18 protein-coding genes are annotated in these 19135 nt (G+C 59.0%); 8 read left to right on the top strand and 10 right to left on the bottom strand.

All coding sequences use genetic code 11. The annotated features are described in order from the left end of the window. Positions 1-113 precede the first annotated feature (113 nt). Positions 114-497, bottom strand: coding sequence for a PaaI family thioesterase (locus D8U61_RS22890; RefSeq protein WP_016772188.1), 384 nt, complete (start codon positions 495-497; stop codon positions 114-116). After that, positions 497-2821, bottom strand: coding sequence for a Tex family protein (locus tag D8U61_RS22885; protein WP_125925823.1), 2325 nt, complete (start codon positions 2819-2821; stop codon positions 497-499). The genes D8U61_RS22890 and D8U61_RS22885 overlap by 1 nt, the downstream gene beginning before the upstream one ends. A gap of 358 nt (positions 2822-3179) precedes the next feature. On the opposite strand from D8U61_RS22885, the gene ompR reads away from it, so the two are divergent. Next, the gene (gene ompR, locus D8U61_RS22880) at positions 3180-3920 is read left to right on the top strand and encodes a two-component system response regulator OmpR (RefSeq protein ID WP_016772186.1); all 741 of its coding nucleotides are present in this window, start codon (positions 3180-3182) and stop codon (positions 3918-3920) included. A 114-nt stretch (positions 3921-4034) separates the two neighbouring features. Next, on the top strand, positions 4035-5348 hold the full coding sequence (locus D8U61_RS22875; RefSeq protein ID WP_016770645.1) for an ATP-binding protein: 1314 nt from the start codon (positions 4035-4037) through the stop codon (positions 5346-5348). 91 nt (positions 5349-5439) lie between these two features. On the opposite strand, the gene rimK is transcribed toward D8U61_RS22875, so the two are convergent. From rimK to D8U61_RS22860, 3 genes are read right to left on the bottom strand one after another with little or no spacing between them, the layout of a single operon-like run. Continuing rightward, positions 5440-6345, bottom strand: coding sequence for a 30S ribosomal protein S6--L-glutamate ligase (gene rimK / locus D8U61_RS22870; protein ID WP_024011184.1), 906 nt, complete (start codon positions 6343-6345; stop codon positions 5440-5442). Continuing rightward, positions 6342-6803 carry an ATP-dependent zinc protease gene (locus D8U61_RS22865; RefSeq protein ID WP_172667902.1) on the bottom strand — a complete coding sequence of 154 codons (462 nt, stop codon included), beginning with the start codon at positions 6801-6803 and terminating at the stop codon, positions 6342-6344. The genes rimK and D8U61_RS22865 overlap by 4 nt, the downstream gene beginning before the upstream one ends. A gap of 34 nt (positions 6804-6837) precedes the next feature. Then, positions 6838-7617 carry an EAL domain-containing protein gene (locus tag D8U61_RS22860; protein WP_016772183.1) on the bottom strand — a complete coding sequence of 260 codons (780 nt, stop codon included), beginning with the start codon at positions 7615-7617 and terminating at the stop codon, positions 6838-6840. 116 nt (positions 7618-7733) lie between these two features. On the opposite strand from D8U61_RS22860, the gene D8U61_RS22855 reads away from it, so the two are divergent. After that, entirely contained in the window at positions 7734-8141 is a 408-nt protein-coding gene (locus D8U61_RS22855) for a S4 domain-containing protein (RefSeq protein WP_016772182.1), read from the top strand. Positions 8142-8238: 97 nt separating this feature from the next. On the opposite strand, the gene D8U61_RS22850 is transcribed toward D8U61_RS22855, so the two are convergent. Beyond that, on the bottom strand, positions 8239-9039 hold the full coding sequence (locus tag D8U61_RS22850) for a phosphatase PAP2 family protein (protein ID WP_016772181.1): 801 nt from the start codon (positions 9037-9039) through the stop codon (positions 8239-8241). A 107-nt stretch (positions 9040-9146) separates the two neighbouring features. Here D8U61_RS22850 and hslO point away from each other — a divergent pair, with 107 nt between their 5' ends. Further along, positions 9147-10049 (top strand): Hsp33 family molecular chaperone HslO, encoded by a 903-nt coding sequence (hslO, locus tag D8U61_RS22845; RefSeq protein WP_016772180.1) that lies wholly within the window; start codon positions 9147-9149, stop codon positions 10047-10049. A gap of 181 nt (positions 10050-10230) precedes the next feature. After that, positions 10231-11772, top strand: a complete 1542-nt coding sequence (locus D8U61_RS22840) for a phosphoenolpyruvate carboxykinase (RefSeq protein ID WP_016772179.1) — start codon at positions 10231-10233, stop codon at positions 11770-11772. 179 nt (positions 11773-11951) lie between these two features. Here D8U61_RS22840 and D8U61_RS22835 read toward each other — a convergent pair whose 3' ends face one another. The 3 genes from D8U61_RS22835 to D8U61_RS22825 all read right to left on the bottom strand — a co-directional run bounded on the left by D8U61_RS22835 (position 11952) and on the right by D8U61_RS22825 (position 14138). Further along, positions 11952-12224 carry a type II toxin-antitoxin system RelE/ParE family toxin gene (locus D8U61_RS22835; RefSeq protein ID WP_123444075.1) on the bottom strand — a complete coding sequence of 91 codons (273 nt, stop codon included), beginning with the start codon at positions 12222-12224 and terminating at the stop codon, positions 11952-11954. After that, entirely contained in the window at positions 12224-12889 is a 666-nt protein-coding gene (locus tag D8U61_RS22830; protein WP_232245433.1) for a hypothetical protein, read from the bottom strand. Before D8U61_RS22830 ends, D8U61_RS22835 begins: the two co-directional genes overlap by 1 nt. A gap of 106 nt (positions 12890-12995) precedes the next feature. Next, positions 12996-14138, bottom strand: coding sequence for a hypothetical protein (locus D8U61_RS22825; RefSeq protein ID WP_125925821.1), 1143 nt, complete (start codon positions 14136-14138; stop codon positions 12996-12998). Positions 14139-14412: 274 nt separating this feature from the next. Here D8U61_RS22825 and D8U61_RS22820 point away from each other — a divergent pair, with 274 nt between their 5' ends. From D8U61_RS22820 to D8U61_RS22810, 3 genes are all read left to right on the top strand, one after another. Beyond that, positions 14413-16347, top strand: a complete 1935-nt coding sequence (locus D8U61_RS22820; RefSeq protein ID WP_130927700.1) for an ATP-dependent DNA helicase RecQ — start codon at positions 14413-14415, stop codon at positions 16345-16347. 124 nt (positions 16348-16471) lie between these two features. Further along, positions 16472-17698, top strand: coding sequence for a 3-hydroxyacyl-CoA dehydrogenase (locus D8U61_RS22815; protein WP_130887612.1), 1227 nt, complete (start codon positions 16472-16474; stop codon positions 17696-17698). 216 nt (positions 17699-17914) lie between these two features. Continuing rightward, positions 17915-18340 carry a thioesterase family protein gene (locus D8U61_RS22810; protein WP_016772173.1) on the top strand — a complete coding sequence of 142 codons (426 nt, stop codon included), beginning with the start codon at positions 17915-17917 and terminating at the stop codon, positions 18338-18340. Between the two features lie 55 nt (positions 18341-18395). Here D8U61_RS22810 and D8U61_RS22805 read toward each other — a convergent pair whose 3' ends face one another. Next, positions 18396-18881 (bottom strand): glycine zipper domain-containing protein, encoded by a 486-nt coding sequence (locus D8U61_RS22805; protein WP_125925818.1) that lies wholly within the window; start codon positions 18879-18881, stop codon positions 18396-18398. Positions 18882-19135: the final 254 nt, after the last annotated feature.

Below are 19135 nucleotides of genomic sequence, written 5' to 3'. Positions count from 1 at the left end.
GCGAAGAGGGTTTTGCAGTCAATTTCATCGTCGACTGACACACCGTCTTCGCGAGCAGGCTCGCTTCCACAGGATTCATTGCGCCGAAATTAACTCAAAATGATGAGCAACATCTACAGGACAGCGAAGGTGCCTTGCGCTTTTGCGACCAGTTTGTCGCCCTGCACCACCTCGGCTTCGACCACCAGCGTGCGCCGGCCCGGGTGGATCACCCGCGCCGTGCACAGCACCTCGCCATCGGAAACGGCGCGGATGTAGTTGATCTTGCATTCGATGGTCGCACTCTGCTGATCGAAGCCATGGCTGCTGGAACACGCCAGGCCCATAGCAATATCGACCAGACTGAACAGCGCACCGCCGTGCAGTTTGCCGCCGCGGTTGCGCAGTTCGGGCTCAAGCGCCAGGGCGACTTGCGCCACCCCGGTTTCGAGACTGTGCAGGCGACAGCCCAACAGCTTGAAAAACGCGCTCTCGACGAGCCCGGCCGGCATGTCCATCAGCGTTTCTTCAACTGCTTGGCGTTGGCGAACAGCGAGGCCATCGCATTGTTCACCGGCGCGGCGGTGGCGGTTTCCTTGCGCGGCGCGTTGCCCGAAGACTGGCGCGGTGCCGAGCCCGGGCGCGAGCCACGGGCGCCATCGATTTTCTCGCCCGGGGTGTCGCTCATGCGCATCGACAGGCCGACGCGTTTGCGCGGGATATCGACTTCCATGACCTTCACTTTCACCACGTCACCGGCCTTGACCGCTTCGCGCGGGTCCTTGATGAACTTCTCCGACAGCGCCGAGATGTGCACCAGACCATCCTGATGCACGCCGATGTCGACGAATGCACCAAACGCCGTCACGTTGGTCACCACGCCTTCGAGGATCATCCCCAGTTGCAGATCCTTGAGGTCTTCGACGCCTTCCTGGAACTCGGCGGTCTTGAACTCCGGACGTGGGTCGCGACCGGGTTTTTCCAGTTCTTGCAGGATGTCGGTGACGGTCGGCAGACCGAAGGTTTCGTCGGTGAATTTCTTCGGATCCAGACGCTTGAGGAACGCGGCATCGCCGATCAGCGAGCGAATGTCGCGGTCGGTTTCAGCGGCAATGCGCTGCACCAGCGGATAGGCTTCCGGGTGAACCGCCGACGAATCCAGCGGGTTGTCGCCGTTCATCACGCGCAAGAAACCGGCGGCCTGTTCGAAGGTTTTTTCGCCCAGACGCGCGACTTTCTTCAGCGCTGCACGGGTCTTGAACGCGCCGTGTTCGTCACGGTGAGCAACGATGTTCTGCGCCAGCGTCGCATTGAGGCCGGAAATCCGTGCCAGCAAAGCCACGGAGGCGGTGTTCACATCCACGCCCACGGCGTTCACGCAATCCTCGACCACGGCATCCAGACCGCGCGCCAGTTTCAGCTGCGAGACATCGTGCTGGTACTGGCCGACACCGATGGATTTCGGATCGATTTTCACCAGTTCGGCCAGCGGATCCTGCAAGCGACGGGCGATCGACACGGCGCCACGGATCGACACATCGAGGTCCGGGAATTCCTTGGCCGCCAGTTCCGACGCCGAGTACACCGAGGCGCCGGCTTCAGACACCATGACCTTGGTCATTTTCATCGCTGGATATTTTTTGATCAGCTCGATCGCCAGCTTGTCGGTCTCGCGGCTGGCAGTGCCGTTACCGATGGCGATCAGGTCCACCGAGTGTTTGGCGCACAGCGCGGCGAGAATGGCGATGGTTTGATCCCATTTGTTGTGCGGCACGTGCGGGTAAACCGTGGCGTGGTCGAGCAGCTTGCCGGTGGAGTCGACCACGGCCACCTTGCAGCCGGTACGCAGGCCCGGGTCGAGGCCCAGGGTCGCGCGCGGGCCGGCCGGAGCGGCCAGCAGCAGGTCGTGCAGGTTGTGCGCGAACACGTTGATCGCTTCGGTTTCGGCACCGTCGCGCAGCTCGCCAAGCAGGTCGGTTTCCAGGTGGGTGTAGAGCTTGACCTTCCAGGTCCAGCGCACCACTTCACCGAGCCATTTGTCCGCCGGGCGGTTCTGGTTCTGGATGCCGAACTGCTGAGCGATCATGCCTTCGCACGGATGCATCGTGCCGGGCAGCTCATCGCCGACTTTCAGCGCGGAGCTGAGAATGCCTTCGTTGCGGCCACGGAAAATCGCCAGGGCGCGGTGCGAGGGCATGCTTTTCAGCGGCTCGTCGTGTTCGAAATAATCACGGAACTTGGCGCCTTCCTCTTCCTTGCCAGCGATGACGCGGGCACTGAGGATCGCTTCCTGTTTGAGGAAATTACGCAGCTTTTCCAGCAGGCTGGCGTCTTCGGCGAAGCGCTCCATGAGAATGTATTTGGCGCCTTCCAGCGCAGCCTTGATGTCGGCCACGCCCTTTTCGGCGTCGACGAAGCGCGCGGCTTCGGTTTCCGGCGACAGGTTCGGGTCGTTGAACAAGCCGTCGGCCAGTTCGCCGAGGCCGGCTTCGAGGGCGATCTGGCCCTTGGTGCGGCGCTTCTGCTTGTACGGCAGGTACAAGTCTTCGAGACGGGTCTTGGTGTCGGCGAGCTTGATGTCGCGCTCAAGGGCAGGGGTGAGTTTGCCTTGCTCCTCGATGCTGGCGAGGATGCTGATGCGCCGTTCGTCGAGTTCTCGCAGGTAGCGCAGGCGCTCTTCCAGATGACGCAACTGGGTGTCATCGAGGCTGCCGGTGACTTCTTTCCGGTAACGGGCGATAAAGGGAACGGTAGAACCTTCATCGAGTAGCGCGACGGCCGCTTCGACCTGTTGTGGGCGTACGCCGAGTTCCTCGGCGATGCGGCTGTTGATGCTGTCCATAAAACCACCTGACATAGTATGAAAGCAGGCTCGCAGGCACGCAGATAATGGCCTGGAGGCTGATTGAGCGGCTGGAAAATTGCCGCTGCCTGGATCAAGAAGCTGCCCATTGACCCGTGAAATCGAACAGTTACTGCACAGGGCCGGAAAAAATACCGGCCACTTACGGTAACGATTCAGACGTTGCCTGGCGCAAAACGCCGCGCATTATAACCAGCGTTCTGTCATTCGGGGGCGTTGCAGGCTGTAGGCATAAACCCCGGTTTTCTGGCAGTGAAGGAAAAATCTGCTAACAATGCACACGGTGCGTATAACGACAGCTACGCCATAATGCGCGCCGAGCTAAAAGGAGCATCCAATGAGCAGCACTGCACAAACGGCTGAAGGCGAAAAAATTCTTATCGTTGATGACGATCCGGGGCTGAGCAGCCTGCTGGAGCGTTTCTTCGTCAGCAAGGGCTACCGTGCCCGTACCGTTCCGAACACCGAGCAGATGGACCGTCTGCTGGCGCGTGAAGTGTTCAATCTGGTCGTTCTCGACCTGATGCTGCCGGGCGAAGACGGCCTGACCGCGTGCCGCCGCCTGCGCAGCGCGAACAACCAGATTCCGATCATCATGCTCACCGCCAAGGGCGATGAGCTGAGCCGTATCAAGGGCCTTGAACTGGGCGCCGACGATTACCTGGCCAAGCCGTTCAACCCCGACGAGCTGATGGCGCGGGTCAAAGCGGTATTGCGCCGTCAGGCCGCACCGGTACCGGGCGCACCGGGCAGTGAGGACGAAAACGTCACCTTCGGTGATTACGTGTTGTCGCTGGCGACCCGCGAGCTCAAGCGTGGCGATGAAGTGCACATGCTCACCACCGGTGAGTTCGCGGTACTCAAGGCGCTGGTGATGAACGCGCGTCAGCCGCTGACTCGCGACAAGCTGATGAACCTCGCCCGTGGCCGTGAATGGGATGCGCTGGAGCGTTCCATCGACGTGCAGATCTCGCGTCTGCGCCGGATGATCGAACCCGATCCGTCGAAACCGCGCTACATCCAGACCGTCTGGGGCGTGGGTTACGTGTTCGTACCGGATGGCACCGCCACCAAGTGATCGGTGATTTGTAGGAGCGGGTCTGCAAGGCTCTGGTCGCACGGCCATTGCCACAGACTCGCAATCCGCAATATGCGAGCATTGCTCGCTCCTGCAAGTGTGTAGCGGTTAAAGATGAAAACCCCCGTCTGGTTCCCCCAAAGTTTTTTCTCCCGCACCCTCTGGCTGGTGCTGATCGTCGTGCTGTTTTCCAAGGCGCTGACCCTGGTTTATCTGTTGATGAACGAGGACGTGCTGGTGGACCGCCAATACAGCCATGGTGTCGCTCTGACGCTGCGCGCCTATTGGGCCGCCGACGAAGAAAACCGCGCAAAAATTGCCGATGCCGCGACCCTGATTCGTGTGGTCGGCGCCGGTGTGCCGGAAGGCGAGCAGCACTGGCCGTACAGCGAAATCTATCAGCGGCAGATGCAGGCGGAACTGGGTGCCGACACCGAGGTGCGTTTGCGCATGCACTCGCCACCGGCGCTGTGGGTGAGGGCACCGAGCCTGGGCGATGGCTGGCTGAAAGTGCCGTTGTATCCACATCCGCTGCGCGGCCAGAAAATCTGGAACGTGCTCGGCTGGTTCCTCGCCATCGGCCTGCTATCGACGGCGTCGGCATGGATTTTCGTCAGCCAGCTCAACCAGCCTTTGAAGCGCCTGGTGTATGCCGCGCGGCAACTCGGCCAAGGCCGCAGCGTGCGCCTGCCGATCAGCGACACGCCGAGCGAAATGACCGAGGTTTATCGCGCCTTCAACCAGATGGCCGAGGACGTTGAACAGGCCGGACGCGAGCGCGAGCTGATGCTGGCGGGGGTTTCCCACGACTTGCGCACACCGCTGACGCGCTTGCGCCTGTCGCTGGAATTGATGGGCGATCACACCGATCTCACCGACGACATGGTCCGCGATATCGAAGACATGGACGCGATTCTCGACCAGTTCCTCGCGTTCATCCGCGATGGTCGTGATGAGTCAGTGGAGGAGGTGGACCTCAGCGATCTGGTGCGTGAAGTCGCCGCGCCGTACAACCAGAACGAAGAGAAAGTGCGCCTGCGCCTGGAACCGATCCAGCCGTTTCCGCTGCGTCGAGTGTCGATGAAACGCCTGCTCAACAACCTGATCGGCAACGCCTTGAACCATGCCGGCACCGGTGTTGAGGTCGCGGCTTATGTGTCCGGAGATACCAGCGCGCCGTATGTGGTCCTGAGCGTGATGGACCGTGGCGCGGGGATTGATCCGTCCGAGCTTGAAGCGATCTTCAACCCGTTTACCCGAGGTGATCGGGCTCGCGGTGGCAAAGGCACCGGGCTGGGGCTGGCGATCGTGAAAAGGATTGCGGCGATGCATGGCGGCAACGTCGAATTGCGCAACCGGTCCGGGGGTGGACTGGAGGCGCGGGTGAGATTGCCGCTTGGATTGATGTTGCCCCGAGATGCTGTTTAGAAGCAGCTACAAGCTACAAGCTACAAGCTACAAGCTGCAAGCAAAGCGCTGTTCACTTGCCGCTTGAAGCTTGCCGCTAGCAGCTGCTTCTCTAGCCCTTGCCCTTGGTGCGGGTCATATTCGGCCCGCCATTCTTTTCCAGATGCTCGATGATGATCCCGGCGACATTCTTGCCAGTGGTGGTCTCGATGCCTTCCAGTCCCGGCGACGAGTTCACTTCCATCACCAGCGGCCCGTGATTGGAACGCAGGATATCCACACCCGCCACTGCCAGGCCCATGACCTTGGCAGCGCGCAACGCCGTCATGCGTTCTTCCGGGGTGATCTTGATCAGGCTGGCGCTGCCGCCGCGATGCAGGTTGGAGCGAAACTCGCCCGGTTTGGCCTGGCGCTTCATTGCCGCGATCACCTTGTCGCCGACCACGAAGCAGCGGATATCCGCGCCGCCGGCTTCCTTGATGTATTCCTGAACCATGATGTTCTGCTTCAGGCCCATGAATGCCTCGATCACCGACTCTGCCGCCGTCGCGGTTTCGCACAGCACCACGCCGATGCCCTGAGTGCCTTCGAGCACCTTGATCACCAGCGGTGCGCCGTTGACCATGGCGATCAGATCGGGGATGTCGTCCGGCGAGTGGGCAAAACCGGTGACCGGCAGACCGATTCCGCGTCGCGACAGCAGCTGCAGTGAACGCAATTTGTCCCGCGAGCGGGCGATGGCCACCGACTCGTTGAGTGGGAACACGCCCATCATTTCGAACTGACGCAATACCGCGCAACCATAGAACGTCACCGACGCGCCGATCCGCGGGATCACCGCGTCGAAACCTTCCAGCGGTTTGCCGCGGTAATGGATCTGCGGCTTGTGGCTGGCAATGTTCATGTAGGCGCGCAAGGTGTCGATCACCACCATTTCATGCCCGCGCTCGATTCCGGCTTCGACCAGACGGCGGGTGGAATACAGACGCGGATTACGCGACAGCACAGCGATCTTCATGCAACACCTGTGGAGGAGGTAGATACCGGGAACACCGGCTTGTCTTGTACATACTTGATGCCCGGATTGACCACCAACTGGCCATCGATCAGGGCTTTGGAACCGAGCAACAGGCGATAGCGCATGGACTTGCGGCAGGCCAGGGTGAACTCCACCGGCCAGACCCGATCGCCAAGGGCCAGCGTGGTGCTGATCACATAGCGCACTTGCGCATGGCCGTTGGAGCTCTTGATGGTTTTGCGCGTGACCAGCGGTGCTTCACAGCGCCGGTGACGCAACTGCACCACCGTGCCGAGATGCGCAGTGAAGCGCACCCATTTCTCGCCGTCGCGTTCGAACGGTTCGATATCGGTGGCGTGCAGGCTGGAGGTGCTGGCGCCGGTGTCGATTTTTGCGCGCAGGCCAGCGACTCCCAGGCCCGGGAGCGCCACCCACTCGCGCAGACCGACAACGGTCAAATGATCAAATGTCTTCAAAGAAAAAAACCAAGGGTTAACGCTTCCAGGCCTCGTCCGGCACCTGGGCCAACGCTTTGAATGCGGGTCTGGCGAACCAGTAGCCCTGCATCAGAAATATTCCACAGTCCGCGAGGAAATCCCGTTCCCCGGCGCTTTCTATGCCTTCGGCAATGACTGTAACGTCCAACTCCGCACACATTGTGACAATCCCCCGCACGATCACCTGACGGACACGGTCCTGGTCAACATCGCGGATCAGCGCCATGTCGAGTTTGATCAGGTCCGGTTGGAAATCAGCCAGCAGATTGAGCCCCGAATAACCGGCGCCGAAATCGTCGATGGCGGTCTTGAAGCCGAATTCGCGGTATTCACGCAGAATATTGGTCAAATGGCGATAATTATCTACGTGCTCGATTTCCAGGGTTTCGAAAATCAGTCGGTCGATCGGAAAGTTGTGTTTGCGTGCGGCCTCCAGTGTGCTGCGAATGCATAGCTCTGGACGGTAGACGGCGTTGGGCAAAAAGTTGATCGACAAGTGTGTCTGCATATTAAGGCTCGCCGCGCCTTCGATGGCGCGGGTCCGGCAGAGCTGGTCGAAACGGTAGCGGTTATCTTCTGTAACCTGATTTAACACCGACAGTGCACCTTCCCCGGCCACGCCTCGCACCAGCGCCTCGTGGGCGAATACCGACTGGTCGCGCAGGTCGACGATCGGCTGGTAGGCGAAGGCAAAATCGAAGTCCAGCGGTTCGCTCTGCTGGCAGCCCTGGCAACCGCCCTTGGTTGAGGTCAACGAAGTTGGAAATTTAGTCACGCGGTCACTCCAGGCCGGTCAGGCGGCGAAGATCACAGTCTATCTGGAGGGCCGAGTTCTTGCGCCCGACAGAAACGGTAGTACAGTTCCGACTACTGGCTGAGCGAGGAATTCATATGGGACAGAAGCAGGAGGAGGACGACAAGGTCCGTCTCGATAAATGGCTATGGGCAGCGCGTTTCTACAAGACCCGTGCATTGGCCAAAGCCGCCATTGAAAGTGGCAAGGTGCATTGCCGTGGCGAGCGCTGCAAACCGGGCAAGGAGCCGCGCATCGGTGATGAGTTCGAGATTCGTACCGGCTTCGAAGTGCGCACGGTGAGGGTCGAGGCATTGTCGATCGTGCGTCGTGGCGCACCCGAGGCGCAGACCTTGTATGCCGAGACCGAGGCGAGTGTCGCCAAGCGTGAAGCGGCTGCGGCAATGCGCAAGGCAGGGTCGTTGGGCGTGAGCACCGATGGCAAGCCGAGCAAGAAACAGCGGCGTGATCTGTTCAAGTTTCGCGGTAGCAGCAACGAAGATTGAAACGTTGTGCCGGCCTCTTCGCGAGCAGGCTCGCTGCCACATTTGATCAAGTCGTCTGTGGCAGCGAGCCTGCTCGCGAATCGAGTACGACGCGGTATCAGGCGCTACGCACCACACTCATCCGCGACACCATCGGCAGCTTGCCCAGCAACGCGAAAACCGGCGCGGTCAGCTTCAACCAGAAGTTCGCCGCGTGATAGGCAAACGGTGTGTAGTAACCCCAGCCCAACGCCCACACCGCCAGCAGCACGCCGCCGATGTAGTCGTCCTGACCCCAATGCGCGCCGGCCACCAGACGCGGCAGCATGAACAACACGGCCAGACCCCATACTGTTAGAAATTGTCCGACGGTGCGGCTGAACACGCCCATGAACAACGCCCAGATCAACAACACTGAGGCATGATCACCGGGGAAACTCTGGCCGGAACGGTCCTTCAGCTCCCAGGTTTTTTCCAGATGCGGAAAGTAATCGCTGATGTGCACGGCGCCCTCAAGCACCATTGACGGGCTGCTGTGCTGCCAGCCCATGTGATCGGCGAATTTGGAAAACAGCGCGCGGATCACCACCATCAGCAGCAGGATCGAGAAAAAACCGAAGAACGCGCGACGCACGTCGATCGCCCTGAAGACCCAGTCGCCCTTGATCAGCAGCGTCAGCAGAATCAGTCCGACGACGATGTCGAACGGGCGCAGACTTGCAATTGCCCAAATGTGGAGCCATATCGGGTTGCTGGCCAGCGGTGCATTCAGCGAGCGGAACAGCCACTCGTCGAAAATCACACACAGCATCTGGCCGGTAGGCCATAACCAGAAAGCCAGCAGCGCCAACGGCACTACGTTACACAGAACCAGCCGGCCGAGGTTCCACCTTGATTGGAACAAACCCGGATTGTTCATAAAATGCCTCCCATGGCGAAAAAGCGCCGGCACCAAAAAAAGTGCCAGCAAGCGCAAATTTTCACGTTTTGTAATCATTTTGTCATCACATTCAGATACCCAGACCTATGACCGACCTAGCGGATACCGATTTCACTCAACGCTTCATCTTCGATGACAGCGACACTCGCGGCGAACTGGTAGCGCTGGAGCGCAGCTACGCTGAAGTCCTCGCCAAACACCCGTACCCGGAACCTGTCGCGCAGTTGCTCGGCGAACTGATGGCGGCCGCTTCGTTGCTGGTCGGCACGCTCAAGTTCGATGGCTTGCTGATTTTGCAGGCACGCTCGGAAGGGCCGATTCCGCTGCTGATGATCGAGTGCTCCAGCGAGCGTGAGATCCGTGGTCTGGCGCGTTACAACGCCGAGCAGATCGCCGCAGACGCCACCCTCAGCGATCTGATGCCGGACGGCGTTCTGGCCCTGACCGTCGACCCGACTGTTGGCCAGCGCTATCAGGGCATTGTCGATCTCGACGGCGAAACCCTGTCGGATTGCTTCACCAACTACTTCGTCATGTCGCAGCAGGTTGGCACGCGCTTCAAGCTGTTCGCCGACGGTCGTCGTGCCCGCGGCATGCTGCTGCAACAACTCCCCGCCGATCGCTTGAAAGACGAAGAGGATCGCGCCGCCAGCTGGCAGCACCTCACCGCGTTGGCCAGCACTCTGAGCGCCGATGAGCTGCTGAGCCTGGACAACGAAACCGTCCTGCATCGCCTGTACCACGAAGAACAAGTGCGCCTGTTTGATGTGCAGCATCTGCGCTTCAGTTGCAGTTGCTCGCGGGAACGCTCCGGCAATGCGCTGGTCAGTCTTGGGCTGGAAGATGCGCTGGCGCTGGCCGCCGAGCAAGGCGGCAAAGTCGAGATCGATTGCCAGTTCTGCAATCAGCAGTACCTGTTCGACGCGGCCGATATTGCTCAATTGTTCGCTGGCGCGGGCGTCGATACGCCGTCAGATACCCGTCACTAAAACGGTTCAGCGCAGGTAAATTCACTGCGTAATGACGGAATATCGCCGTTACGACGGGAGGACCCTACTCTTTTTGGGCTTTTCTGGCATAATCCGGCCCACTTTTTTCGCGGTAGTAGTGCACGACTTTCTACTACAAAACGTTTGGAGCACACTCGGCCACTGGCCGACGGGGAACCTCATGACGCAAGCCAATAACGCCGTGTACACCGATCTGAGTGTTGATGATCTGGTAAAAGAAGCCCTGAATCGCGGTGAAGGCGAGCTTGCCGATACCGGCGCTCTGGTTGTTCGCACCGGTCACCGCACCGGCCGCTCGCCAGTCGACCGTTTCATCGTTGAAGAGCCTTCCACCCAGGCTGCTATCGCCTGGGGCCCGATCAACCGCAAGTTCCCGGCCGACAAGTTCGATGCCCTGTGGGCTCGCGTCGAGGCCTTCAACAACGCGCAAGAGCACTTCGTTTCCCACGTGCATGTAGGCGCGGCGGAAGATCACTACCTGGCCGTGAAAATGACCACGCAGACTGCCTGGCAGAACCTGTTCGGTCGTTGCCTGTTCATCAACCCGGCCCAGTACAACCCGGCTGGCCGTGAAGAATGGCAAGTGCTCAACGTCGCCAACTTCGAGTGCGTGCCTGAGCGTGACGGCACCAACTCCGATGGTTGCGTGATCATCAACTTCGCGCAGAAGAAAGTGCTGATCGCCGGCATGCGTTACGCCGGCGAGATGAAGAAAGCCATGTTCTCGGTGCAGAACTTCCTGCTGCCGGCCGCTGACGTGCTGCCAATGCACTGTGCTGCCAACATCGGCGAAGACGGCGACGTGACCCTGTTCTTCGGTCTGTCGGGCACCGGTAAAACCACCCTGTCGGCCGACGAAAGCCGTTACCTGATCGGTGACGACGAACACGGCTGGGGCGAAGGCGTGGTGTTCAACATCGAAGGCGGTTGCTATGCCAAGTGCATCGACCTCTCCGAGAAGAACGAGCCGGTCATCTGGAAAGCCATCAAGCACGGTGCGGTGCTGGAGAACGTCGTTATCGACGACGCCAAGCACGCCGACTACGCCGATGTCAGCCTGACCCAGAACAGCCGCGCCGCCTACCCGCTGGAGCACGTTGCCAAGCGTTCCGAGAAGAACCTGGGTGGCGAGCCAAACGCGGTGATCTTCCTGACCTGCGACCTGACCGGCGTACTGCCGCCAGTGTCGATCCTCAACGAAGAACAAGCGGCCTACCACTTCCTGTCCGGCTACACCGCACTGGTGGGCTCGACTGAAATGGGTTCGGGCAGCGGCATCAAGTCGACCTTCTCCACCTGCTTCGGCGCACCGTTCTTCCCGCGTCCGGCTGGTGAGTACGCAGAACTGCTGATCAAGCGCATCCGCGGCTTCGGCTCCAAGGTCTACCTGGTCAATACCGGCTGGACCGGCGGCGGCTACGGCGTCGGCCAACGCTTCAACATCCCGACCACCCGCGCGGTGATCGCAGCGATCCAGAGCGGCGCGCTGATCGGTGCAGCCACCGAACACCTCGACACCATCAACCTCGACGTGCCTCTGGCGGTCCCGGGCGTCGACACCAACCTGCTCAACCCACGCAACACCTGGGCTGACAAGGCGGCGTACGACGAAGCCGCGAAAGCACTGGCCGGTCTGTTCATCGAGAACTTCAAGAAGTTCGAAGTGAGCGACGCGATCAAGGCGGCTGGGCCGAAATTGTAAGTAGTGGTTTGCAGTGAATAAAAAACCGCCCTTTGGGGCGGTTTTTTTTCATGGGCGAAGATTTGGGTAAGCTCATCTCAACGGCGGTTCGTCACTTGCCGTGTAGCAGTAATCGTTCATTTTTGGCGTGATACGGCCAGAGTAATGCCACTTAACATTCCTGCAAAATGATCCTCTAGCTAAGGCCATTGCCGCCGTGCATGCATGACACGCAGCACTTCCACCCGGTCTTTTTTGATTGCGTAGACGATGACGTAGTTGGCGGCCGCAACGATTTCACGTGTTCCGTGGACCCTGCCCTTTCGGTACAAGGTTGGGCGCTGTCTTGCTATTTCCCCTTTTGATTCGAACATTTCATCGAGATCCGCAGCAGCGTCTGGGTTGTCCTGACCGATTCGATCCATTATCCGGTCTCGGTCAGCAAGCGCTTCCGGGCGCCAGACCAACCTCATCAGCGCCCTCGTTGACGCAGGGCATCACGCTTGGCGGCGAATATTCGGCGAGCATCTTCATCGCTGATACTTGGCCTTGGATCATCGATGCTGATCTGCACCTGTCGCTTGAACCATTCCTCATAAGCGGCCGCTTCATGGGCTTGTTTCAACGCTTCAGAGCGATCAGGCCTGGCGTAGGTTTTCAGTTGCAGCGGGTCATAACCGGAGGCATCCACGTTAAATTGGCTGATGCCCAAGCCCTGCAGGTAGGCCACCAGCGTCTCCAGCCTCTTGAACAGGCGCACCTGACCACTGCGTTGTGCTGTCAGCGCGCATTTGCGGCTACCTTGCCGAATCTCGACCGACCAGCCTCCCGGTTTCGCGACGATGATTGTGCCGCTCACAGAACCGTTTTCGACCAAGCGAAGGAGGGCGCTGTGGTCGATGTTTTCAGTGCTGGCCATAAATGCGAGCCCTTCGCTGAGTAATGGCTCCCATCGTACGCAATCAATAGTAGTTTGCAAAATTTGACTCCTGATGCTGGATACGCCGTGTGCAGCGATGATGTTTCGTTTGTTGCTGGGCCGGGGCTTTCGGACTTGCAGCAGGTCGCAGCCGTCCTGTGTCAGCGGATACAGAGCGTAGGTGATGTGGGTGTCACTGACCAAAGCAGCGACACCCACGACTATAGGTTCGCACCACCGCCTCGCGATAGCCGACAAGGCATCGCGTGAAGTAGGAATGGGACGAACAAAGCGCCAGACGTTGCTACCGATTCTTCAACGCCTTTCAACGCAGATGCTGGTAACCGGAAATATCCAGCAGGCTTGTGGTCAGTCCGGTCGCCGGCCGGTAGATCGTGCCTTTGACTGCCGAGAATGGCACGCCGTTGCTGCCCAGCGAGACATAGCGTTCACCTTTATCCAGCTCGGTGAAGTAGGTGTAGGACTGAGTATGCATCTTCTTGTAGCGAGCTTCGTCGCTGACGATGGCGCCGGTGAGGCGGCGCAGGTCGGTATCGTTCAGGTTGAGAGTTTTGCTCAGTGGCGCGCCCCAGCGCTTGAGGCAGGTCTCGGCGAGATGGCGAACGATGCGGCCGGGCTCGATCAGCGCGTTGAGGTCGCTGCTGCTACTCGGCTCGCCGCCGAGCGCCGTGGCGTTGCCAGCAAGGGTGGCGTGGCGACCGGCCATTGGATAGATCGAAGTCCTGGTGCCGGTAGCGGTTTGCGGGATCACGCAGCTGAAGCCTTTTGAGCGCTCGTCGCGGGCATAGAAGGCGATGTATTCCTTGACGTTGGATTCGAGTTTGACGCGGTTTTCCTGGAAGTTGCCAATTCCCGGGACTGGATCAATCGCAAAGATATTCACCGGAATATGTTTGAGCGCAGCGTCCCTGGACATTGCATTGGCAAGCATATGGCAACTGATACCACCCCGGCTCCAGCCGAGCAGATTGACACGCGTCGGAATAATGCCGTCCTTGCGGAAAGTCTTGATGATCTGTTCCTGCAACTTCTGTTGCGTGATACTTCGGTCGCCATAGTTATACTGGCGCCAGAACCAGGAACCTTCCTCTTTTACATCTTCAATAGGAATGCCTGCGGCTTTCAGACGGTTATATTCTGCCTCGGTAAGTTGTTTACGCTGCCAATCGCATTTGCCTTTGATGATATTCAACGCGTGCTGCACGTTTTCATCCCAGCCTTTGCCGAACAGCGTGCCGGACAAGCCGTATTCAGAGGTCTTGGTGAACAGGTCGTCGGCTTGCAGATTGCCGCTGCCAGGGCCATCGACGACGATCCACTCGGCGAATTCGCGTCCACTGTGGTGTGCAGCGAGCGTAGAAACGATTTCGCCGTCCCAGAAGTTTTTATGTTTGTCATCAAACTTGTTGGAGCCGGTGCCGCAGAAAAAGATTGTTAAAGTTGTCATTTCGTTGCTCTTGCTTATGTATAAGAGCAGTCAAGTTAGTTTGAAGTGTTGTTATAAATAAAGGGTGCTGTTGTGTCTGCGTTTGTAATTTTTAAGTTTGTTATATATATGTAGCTTAGTTTTTCGAAAGTTTGTCGAGACGCTTCGATTGTTACACGCTTGGTTTTCGCTTCCCATGTATCATTCAGTATCGATTCAACCCCGACCTTTTCTCGACTCGCTGCAATCGCCCGCTAGGCTTTGGGCATGGCAGCAGTCAAAGGAGTGACAGTAAATGCACCACACCCTGGAACAGGTTTTTGGTTATCCACAGTTTCGCCCCGGTCAGGAGGCCGCTGTCAGCGCGGTCCTGGCGGGGCGCTCCGCGGTGGCGATCTTTCCCACCGGCTCCGGCAAATCGCTTTGCTATCAGCTGCCGGCGCTTTTACTGCCACACCTGACATTGGTGGTTTCGCCGTTGCTGGCGTTGATGCAGGATCAACTGGCGTTTCTCAAGCGCCACGGTATCTCCGCAGGCAGTATCGATTCGGCGCAGAGCCGCGAGGATGCCAACGACGTCATGGCCCGTGCGCGTTCGGGGGAATTGAAGATTCTGATGATCTCCGTCGAACGCCTGAAAAATGAGCGCTTCCGCAATTTTCTGCAGCAGGTGCCGATCTCGTTGCTGGTAGTCGACGAGGCGCACTGCATTTCCGAATGGGGCCACAACTTTCGGCCGGACTACCTGAAATTGCCGGACTACCAACGTCAGTTCAACATCCCGCAGGCCTTGCTGCTCACCGCCACGGCGACACCAAAAGTCATCGCCGACATGCAGGCCAAATTCGCCATATCTCCGGACGATGTAGTGACCACCGGTTTCTATCGGCCCAACCTCAACCTGCTGGTCGAGCCTGTACGCGGTCAGGACAAGCGCCGGCGTCTGGTCGAATGGATGAGCGAGCGTCCCGGGCAACCGAGCATTGTCTACGTGACGTTGCAGAAGACCGCCGAGCACATCGCCGAGCATCTTCAACGCAACGGAATTCAGGCCGAGGCATACCACGCAGGTTTGCCCCACGATCAGCGTGAAGACATTCAACGTCGCTTCATGGCCGGGCAGTCCAATTGCATTGTCGCCACCATCGCCTTTGGCATGGGCATCGACAAGAGCGACATCCGTAACGTCGTGCATTTCGATCTGCCCAAATCCATCGAAAACTACAGCCAGGAAATCGGCCGCGCCGGACGCGACGGGCAGCCCTCCGACTGCCTGGTACTAGCGAATCGCGACAGCCTCAATGTGCTGGAAAACTTCGTCTACGGTGATACGCCCGAGCGCGACGGGATTCGCTATGTGCTCGATGAACTCAAAGCCTCGGTCCCGGAAGGGCAATGGGAATTTCTGCTTGGGCCACTGGCGGATCAGAGCAACATTCGCTCGTTGCCGTTGAAGACTTTGCTGGTGCAGCTGGAACTGCGGGGCCTGATCGCGCCGCGCTACGCTTATTACGCTGAATACCGCTTCAAATATCTGCTTGAGCCTGAAGCAATGCTCCAGCGCTTCGAAGGCGAACGCAGGGACTTCGTTGCGGCGATCATCAGAACGTCCACGCGAGCACGCACCTGGGCCACAGTAGATTTCGAGGCGATGTATTCGCAGTATTCCGCCGAGCGCAATCGCGTAGTGACAGCGCTTGATTACTTCCAGGAAAAAGGCTGGGTCGAGCTTGAAAGCAAGCAAATGACCGAGGTTTACAGCCTGCTGCAAAGTGATTTTGCCAGCGACGCCCTGAGCGCTGAGCTGCACGAGTACTTCACTCGTCACGAAGAGACTGAAGTGGCGCGAATTCACGCCATGCTTGAGGTGTTCGCCACCGAACGCTGCCTGGGTTATCGCCTGGCCGAGTATTTCGGTGACCACAATGCCCCTGAACATTGCGGCCATTGTTCGGTATGTCACGGCCAGATCGCGCGGTTGCCGGAGCCGCCGCCATTGCCGCCGCTTGTGGATAAAAACTTCGCGCAGCTGTGTGGTGAATTTATCCACAGGCATGAGCAGCACACAGGCAGCCTTCCGACGGCCGAACGCCTGACACGGTTCCTGTGCGGAATCAGCGTGCCGTTGTTCACCAAACTCAAGGCGCGGGCGATACCGGGTTTTGCTGCGTTGGAAGAGTATCCCTACGCAGAGGTCCGCGAGTGGGCGGACAGTCACTTGCTCGATTAAGCAGAGAGTCTGTGGTCGCTGCATCCATCCGCTGAATGTCGATCATCACGCTAATAAACTTCAAAAAGCGTCGTGGCCTGACTAAGGTTGGAATCTGTCTTCGGGCAACTCACAAGAGAACAACATGAGCCAGACAAGCTTCGAGATTCAGCAGGCTGCCGTGATCGGCGCGGGCACCATGGGCCGTGGCATCGTCATGTGCCTGGCCAATGCCGGGGTGAACGTGCAATGGGTGGATAACAATCCACAGATGCTTGAGCAGGCGCTGACTACGGTCGCCGAAACTTATGCACACAACGTGCGCCAGGGCCGCATTGATCAGGCCGAGGCGGATGCGCGAATTGCTCGTATATCTGCGGCGGCGGATTACGCGGCGATTCGCAACGTCGATCTGATGATCGAAGCGGTGTACGAGAACCTCGAACTGAAGCAGAAGATTTTTCGCGAGCTGGATGGCCTGCTCAAGCCTGAGGCCCTGCTGGCGAGCAACACCTCGGCGCTGGACATCGACGCCATCGCAGCTGCGACCCGGCGCCCGGCACAGGTGCTGGGTCTGCACTTCTTCAGCCCGGCGCACATCATGAAACTGCTGGAAATCGTTCGCGGTGCGCAGACCTCGCCAGCGGCGCTGGAGGCCGCGCTGGCACTCGGCAAGCGCATGGGCAAGGTCAGCGTAGTGTCGGGCAACTGCCACGGTTTTATCGGCAACCGCATGCTGCATCCGTATGTACTCGAAGCGCGCAAGATGCTCCTCGAAGGTGCTTATCCACAGCAGGTGGATGCCTCGCTGCAAGGTTTCGGCTTCGCCATGGGGCCGTTTCGCATGTACGACGTGGTCGGCATCGATCTGGAATGGCGTGCTCGGCAGCTAGCTGGCAAGGGGCAGGATGCGCCCGAGGTTCAGGTGGATAACCGCCTGTGTGAGATGGGTCGGTTCGGGCAGAAGTCCGGCAACGGCTACTACCACTATGAGCCGGGCAGTCGCCAGGCCGAGCATGATCCCGAAGTGGATGCACTGGTGCTGCGGGTCAGCGAAGAGCTGGGTTTCCAGCGTCGCGACATCGGTCCTGAAGAAATCCTTGAGCGCTGTTTGCTGGCGCTGATCAACGAAGGCGCGAAGATTCTGCAGGAAGGCATTGCCGGCTCGGCCCATGACATCGATCTGGTGTACTTGAACGGCTATGGTTTTGCAGCGGATAAGGGTGGACCGATGGCCTGGGCGGATCAGCAAGGGCTGGCGGATATTCATCAGCGCTTGCTGGCACTGGAGACGCGCCAGGGCGATCAGTGGAAGCCGGCGCGGCTGATTGGCGAACTGGCGGCGCAGGGCAAGGGGTTTGCTCACGCATAGTGTTACGGCGAAAATCTATCCCCTCACCCCAGCCCTCTCCCCCAAGGGGAGAGGGGGAAAGGGAGCCGATCTTCGTGATTTTCGAATGTGAGCTCGACTCGACAGTTCAGGTCGGTGTATTTCGAGAGAACACATCGGTCAGTCCCCTCTACCTCTGGGAGAGGGCTAGGGTGAGGGCAAGCGCCCTCACTGAAAAACAAGAGAACCAGCACAACCATGTCCACCCCTCAGCGCATCGACTACCCCCACTTCCAGCCCATCACCACACGCTGGCACGACAACGACGCCTACGGTCACGTCAACAACGTTACCTACTACAGCTTCTTCGATACGGCGGTGAACACTTATCTGATTCAGGTCGGTGGCCTGGATATTCATGACGGCGAAGTGGTGGGATTCGTGGTCAGTTCCGCCTGCGATTACTTTGCCTCGATCGCTTTTCCCGATCTGATCGAGATCGGACTGCGGGTCGGCAAGCTGGGCAACAGTTCGGTGCAATACGAACTGGCTGTGTTCAAGGTTGGCGAAAGCGAGGCGTGTGCGGCGGGGCGGTTCGTGCATGTGTTCGTCGATCGGGCGAGCAATCAGCCGGTGCCGATTCCGGCAGGTTTGCGTGGGGCGCTGGAGCGGCTGGTGGTCTAGACGCGCAAAAAAAATCGCAGCTAAAAAGCTGCGATTTTTTGTTCAAGCCTTCGCCTTAGTGGTGGCGATAGTACTTGTGATGCTTGCGGTGGCCGTAGGCATGGCCGCGACCTGGATGACCACGGTCGCGGTAGTAGCGACCGTCATCATGGCGACGGTCGTAGCGACGATCATCATCGTCGCTCTTGTTGCCCATATAGTTACCCAGCGCGCCACCTGCACCGCCACCAGCGGCGGAGCCGATCAGGCTGCCGGTGGTGCCGCCGAGACTGCGGCCGACGACGTTACCGCCGGCTGCACCCAGTGCACCACCAATGGCTGCTTCGCCACGGCTGCGCTTGTCTGCGCCGACCGCACTACCACCCGCGCCGCCCAGGGCTGCGCCGATGGTGGAACCTGTATTGCCGCCTAACGATTGACCGACGACCGAGCCAAGAACCCCGCCCAATGCGCCGCCCACACCTGCTTCGGTGGTGCCTCCGGCAGAAGCGAAGCCACTGACCAGGCCAAGGGACAACAAGAGAATCGAGGAGAACTTCATAGAGGATGAGCCTCAAAGGGATGACGGCGCCGATCCTGAGGCTCTGCAATGGGCGTGACAATCAAAATCCGACGAATAACACGACTTGTATACAATAATGCAAGTTACTGTTTTTTCACCGGAACTTAACCGATTTTCGCCGGTCTTTAGCTACTTCGGACAGGCCGTTTTCATGCAGAAACGGCCTTTTTTGTGAGCGGTCGAAAATCTTTGCCACGGCAGATCTGTTGAAAGATCGATGGCTTTCGCGAGCA

Origin of the sequence: Pseudomonas sp. Sample_14, assembly GCF_004307515.1 — a bacterium.
Taxonomy (GTDB): Bacteria; Pseudomonadota; Gammaproteobacteria; order Pseudomonadales; family Pseudomonadaceae; genus Aquipseudomonas; species Aquipseudomonas atacamensis.
The sequence above is the reverse complement of the archived record's forward strand: the minus strand, read 5'-3'. Positions and strand labels throughout refer to the sequence as shown.

Excerpts from the sequence above, each read along its gene's own strand:
- D8U61_RS22850 (WP_016772181.1), bottom strand. The coding sequence starts at position 9,039 with ATGAACAATCCGGGTTTGTTCCAATCAAGGTGGAACCTCGGCCGGCTG.
- D8U61_RS22820 (WP_130927700.1), top strand. The coding sequence starts at position 14,413 with ATGCACCACACCCTGGAACAGGTTTTTGGTTATCCACAGTTTCGCCCC.
- D8U61_RS22815 (WP_130887612.1), top strand. The coding sequence starts at position 16,472 with ATGAGCCAGACAAGCTTCGAGATTCAGCAGGCTGCCGTGATCGGCGCG.
- D8U61_RS22810 (WP_016772173.1), top strand. The coding sequence starts at position 17,915 with ATGTCCACCCCTCAGCGCATCGACTACCCCCACTTCCAGCCCATCACC.
- D8U61_RS22890 (WP_016772188.1), bottom strand. The coding sequence starts at position 497 with ATGGACATGCCGGCCGGGCTCGTCGAGAGCGCGTTTTTCAAGCTGTTG.
- D8U61_RS22805 (WP_125925818.1), bottom strand. The coding sequence starts at position 18,881 with ATGAAGTTCTCCTCGATTCTCTTGTTGTCCCTTGGCCTGGTCAGTGGC.
- hslO (WP_016772180.1), top strand. The coding sequence starts at position 9,147 with ATGACCGACCTAGCGGATACCGATTTCACTCAACGCTTCATCTTCGAT.
- rimK (WP_024011184.1), bottom strand. The coding sequence starts at position 6,345 with ATGAAGATCGCTGTGCTGTCGCGTAATCCGCGTCTGTATTCCACCCGC.
- D8U61_RS22875 (WP_016770645.1), top strand. The coding sequence starts at position 4,035 with ATGAAAACCCCCGTCTGGTTCCCCCAAAGTTTTTTCTCCCGCACCCTC.
- D8U61_RS22855 (WP_016772182.1), top strand. The coding sequence starts at position 7,734 with ATGGGACAGAAGCAGGAGGAGGACGACAAGGTCCGTCTCGATAAATGG.
- D8U61_RS22840 (WP_016772179.1), top strand. The coding sequence starts at position 10,231 with ATGACGCAAGCCAATAACGCCGTGTACACCGATCTGAGTGTTGATGAT.
- ompR (WP_016772186.1), top strand. The coding sequence starts at position 3,180 with ATGAGCAGCACTGCACAAACGGCTGAAGGCGAAAAAATTCTTATCGTT.
- D8U61_RS22885 (WP_125925823.1), bottom strand. The coding sequence starts at position 2,821 with ATGGACAGCATCAACAGCCGCATCGCCGAGGAACTCGGCGTACGCCCA.
- D8U61_RS22825 (WP_125925821.1), bottom strand. The coding sequence starts at position 14,138 with ATGACAACTTTAACAATCTTTTTCTGCGGCACCGGCTCCAACAAGTTT.
- D8U61_RS22835 (WP_123444075.1), bottom strand. The coding sequence starts at position 12,224 with ATGAGGTTGGTCTGGCGCCCGGAAGCGCTTGCTGACCGAGACCGGATA.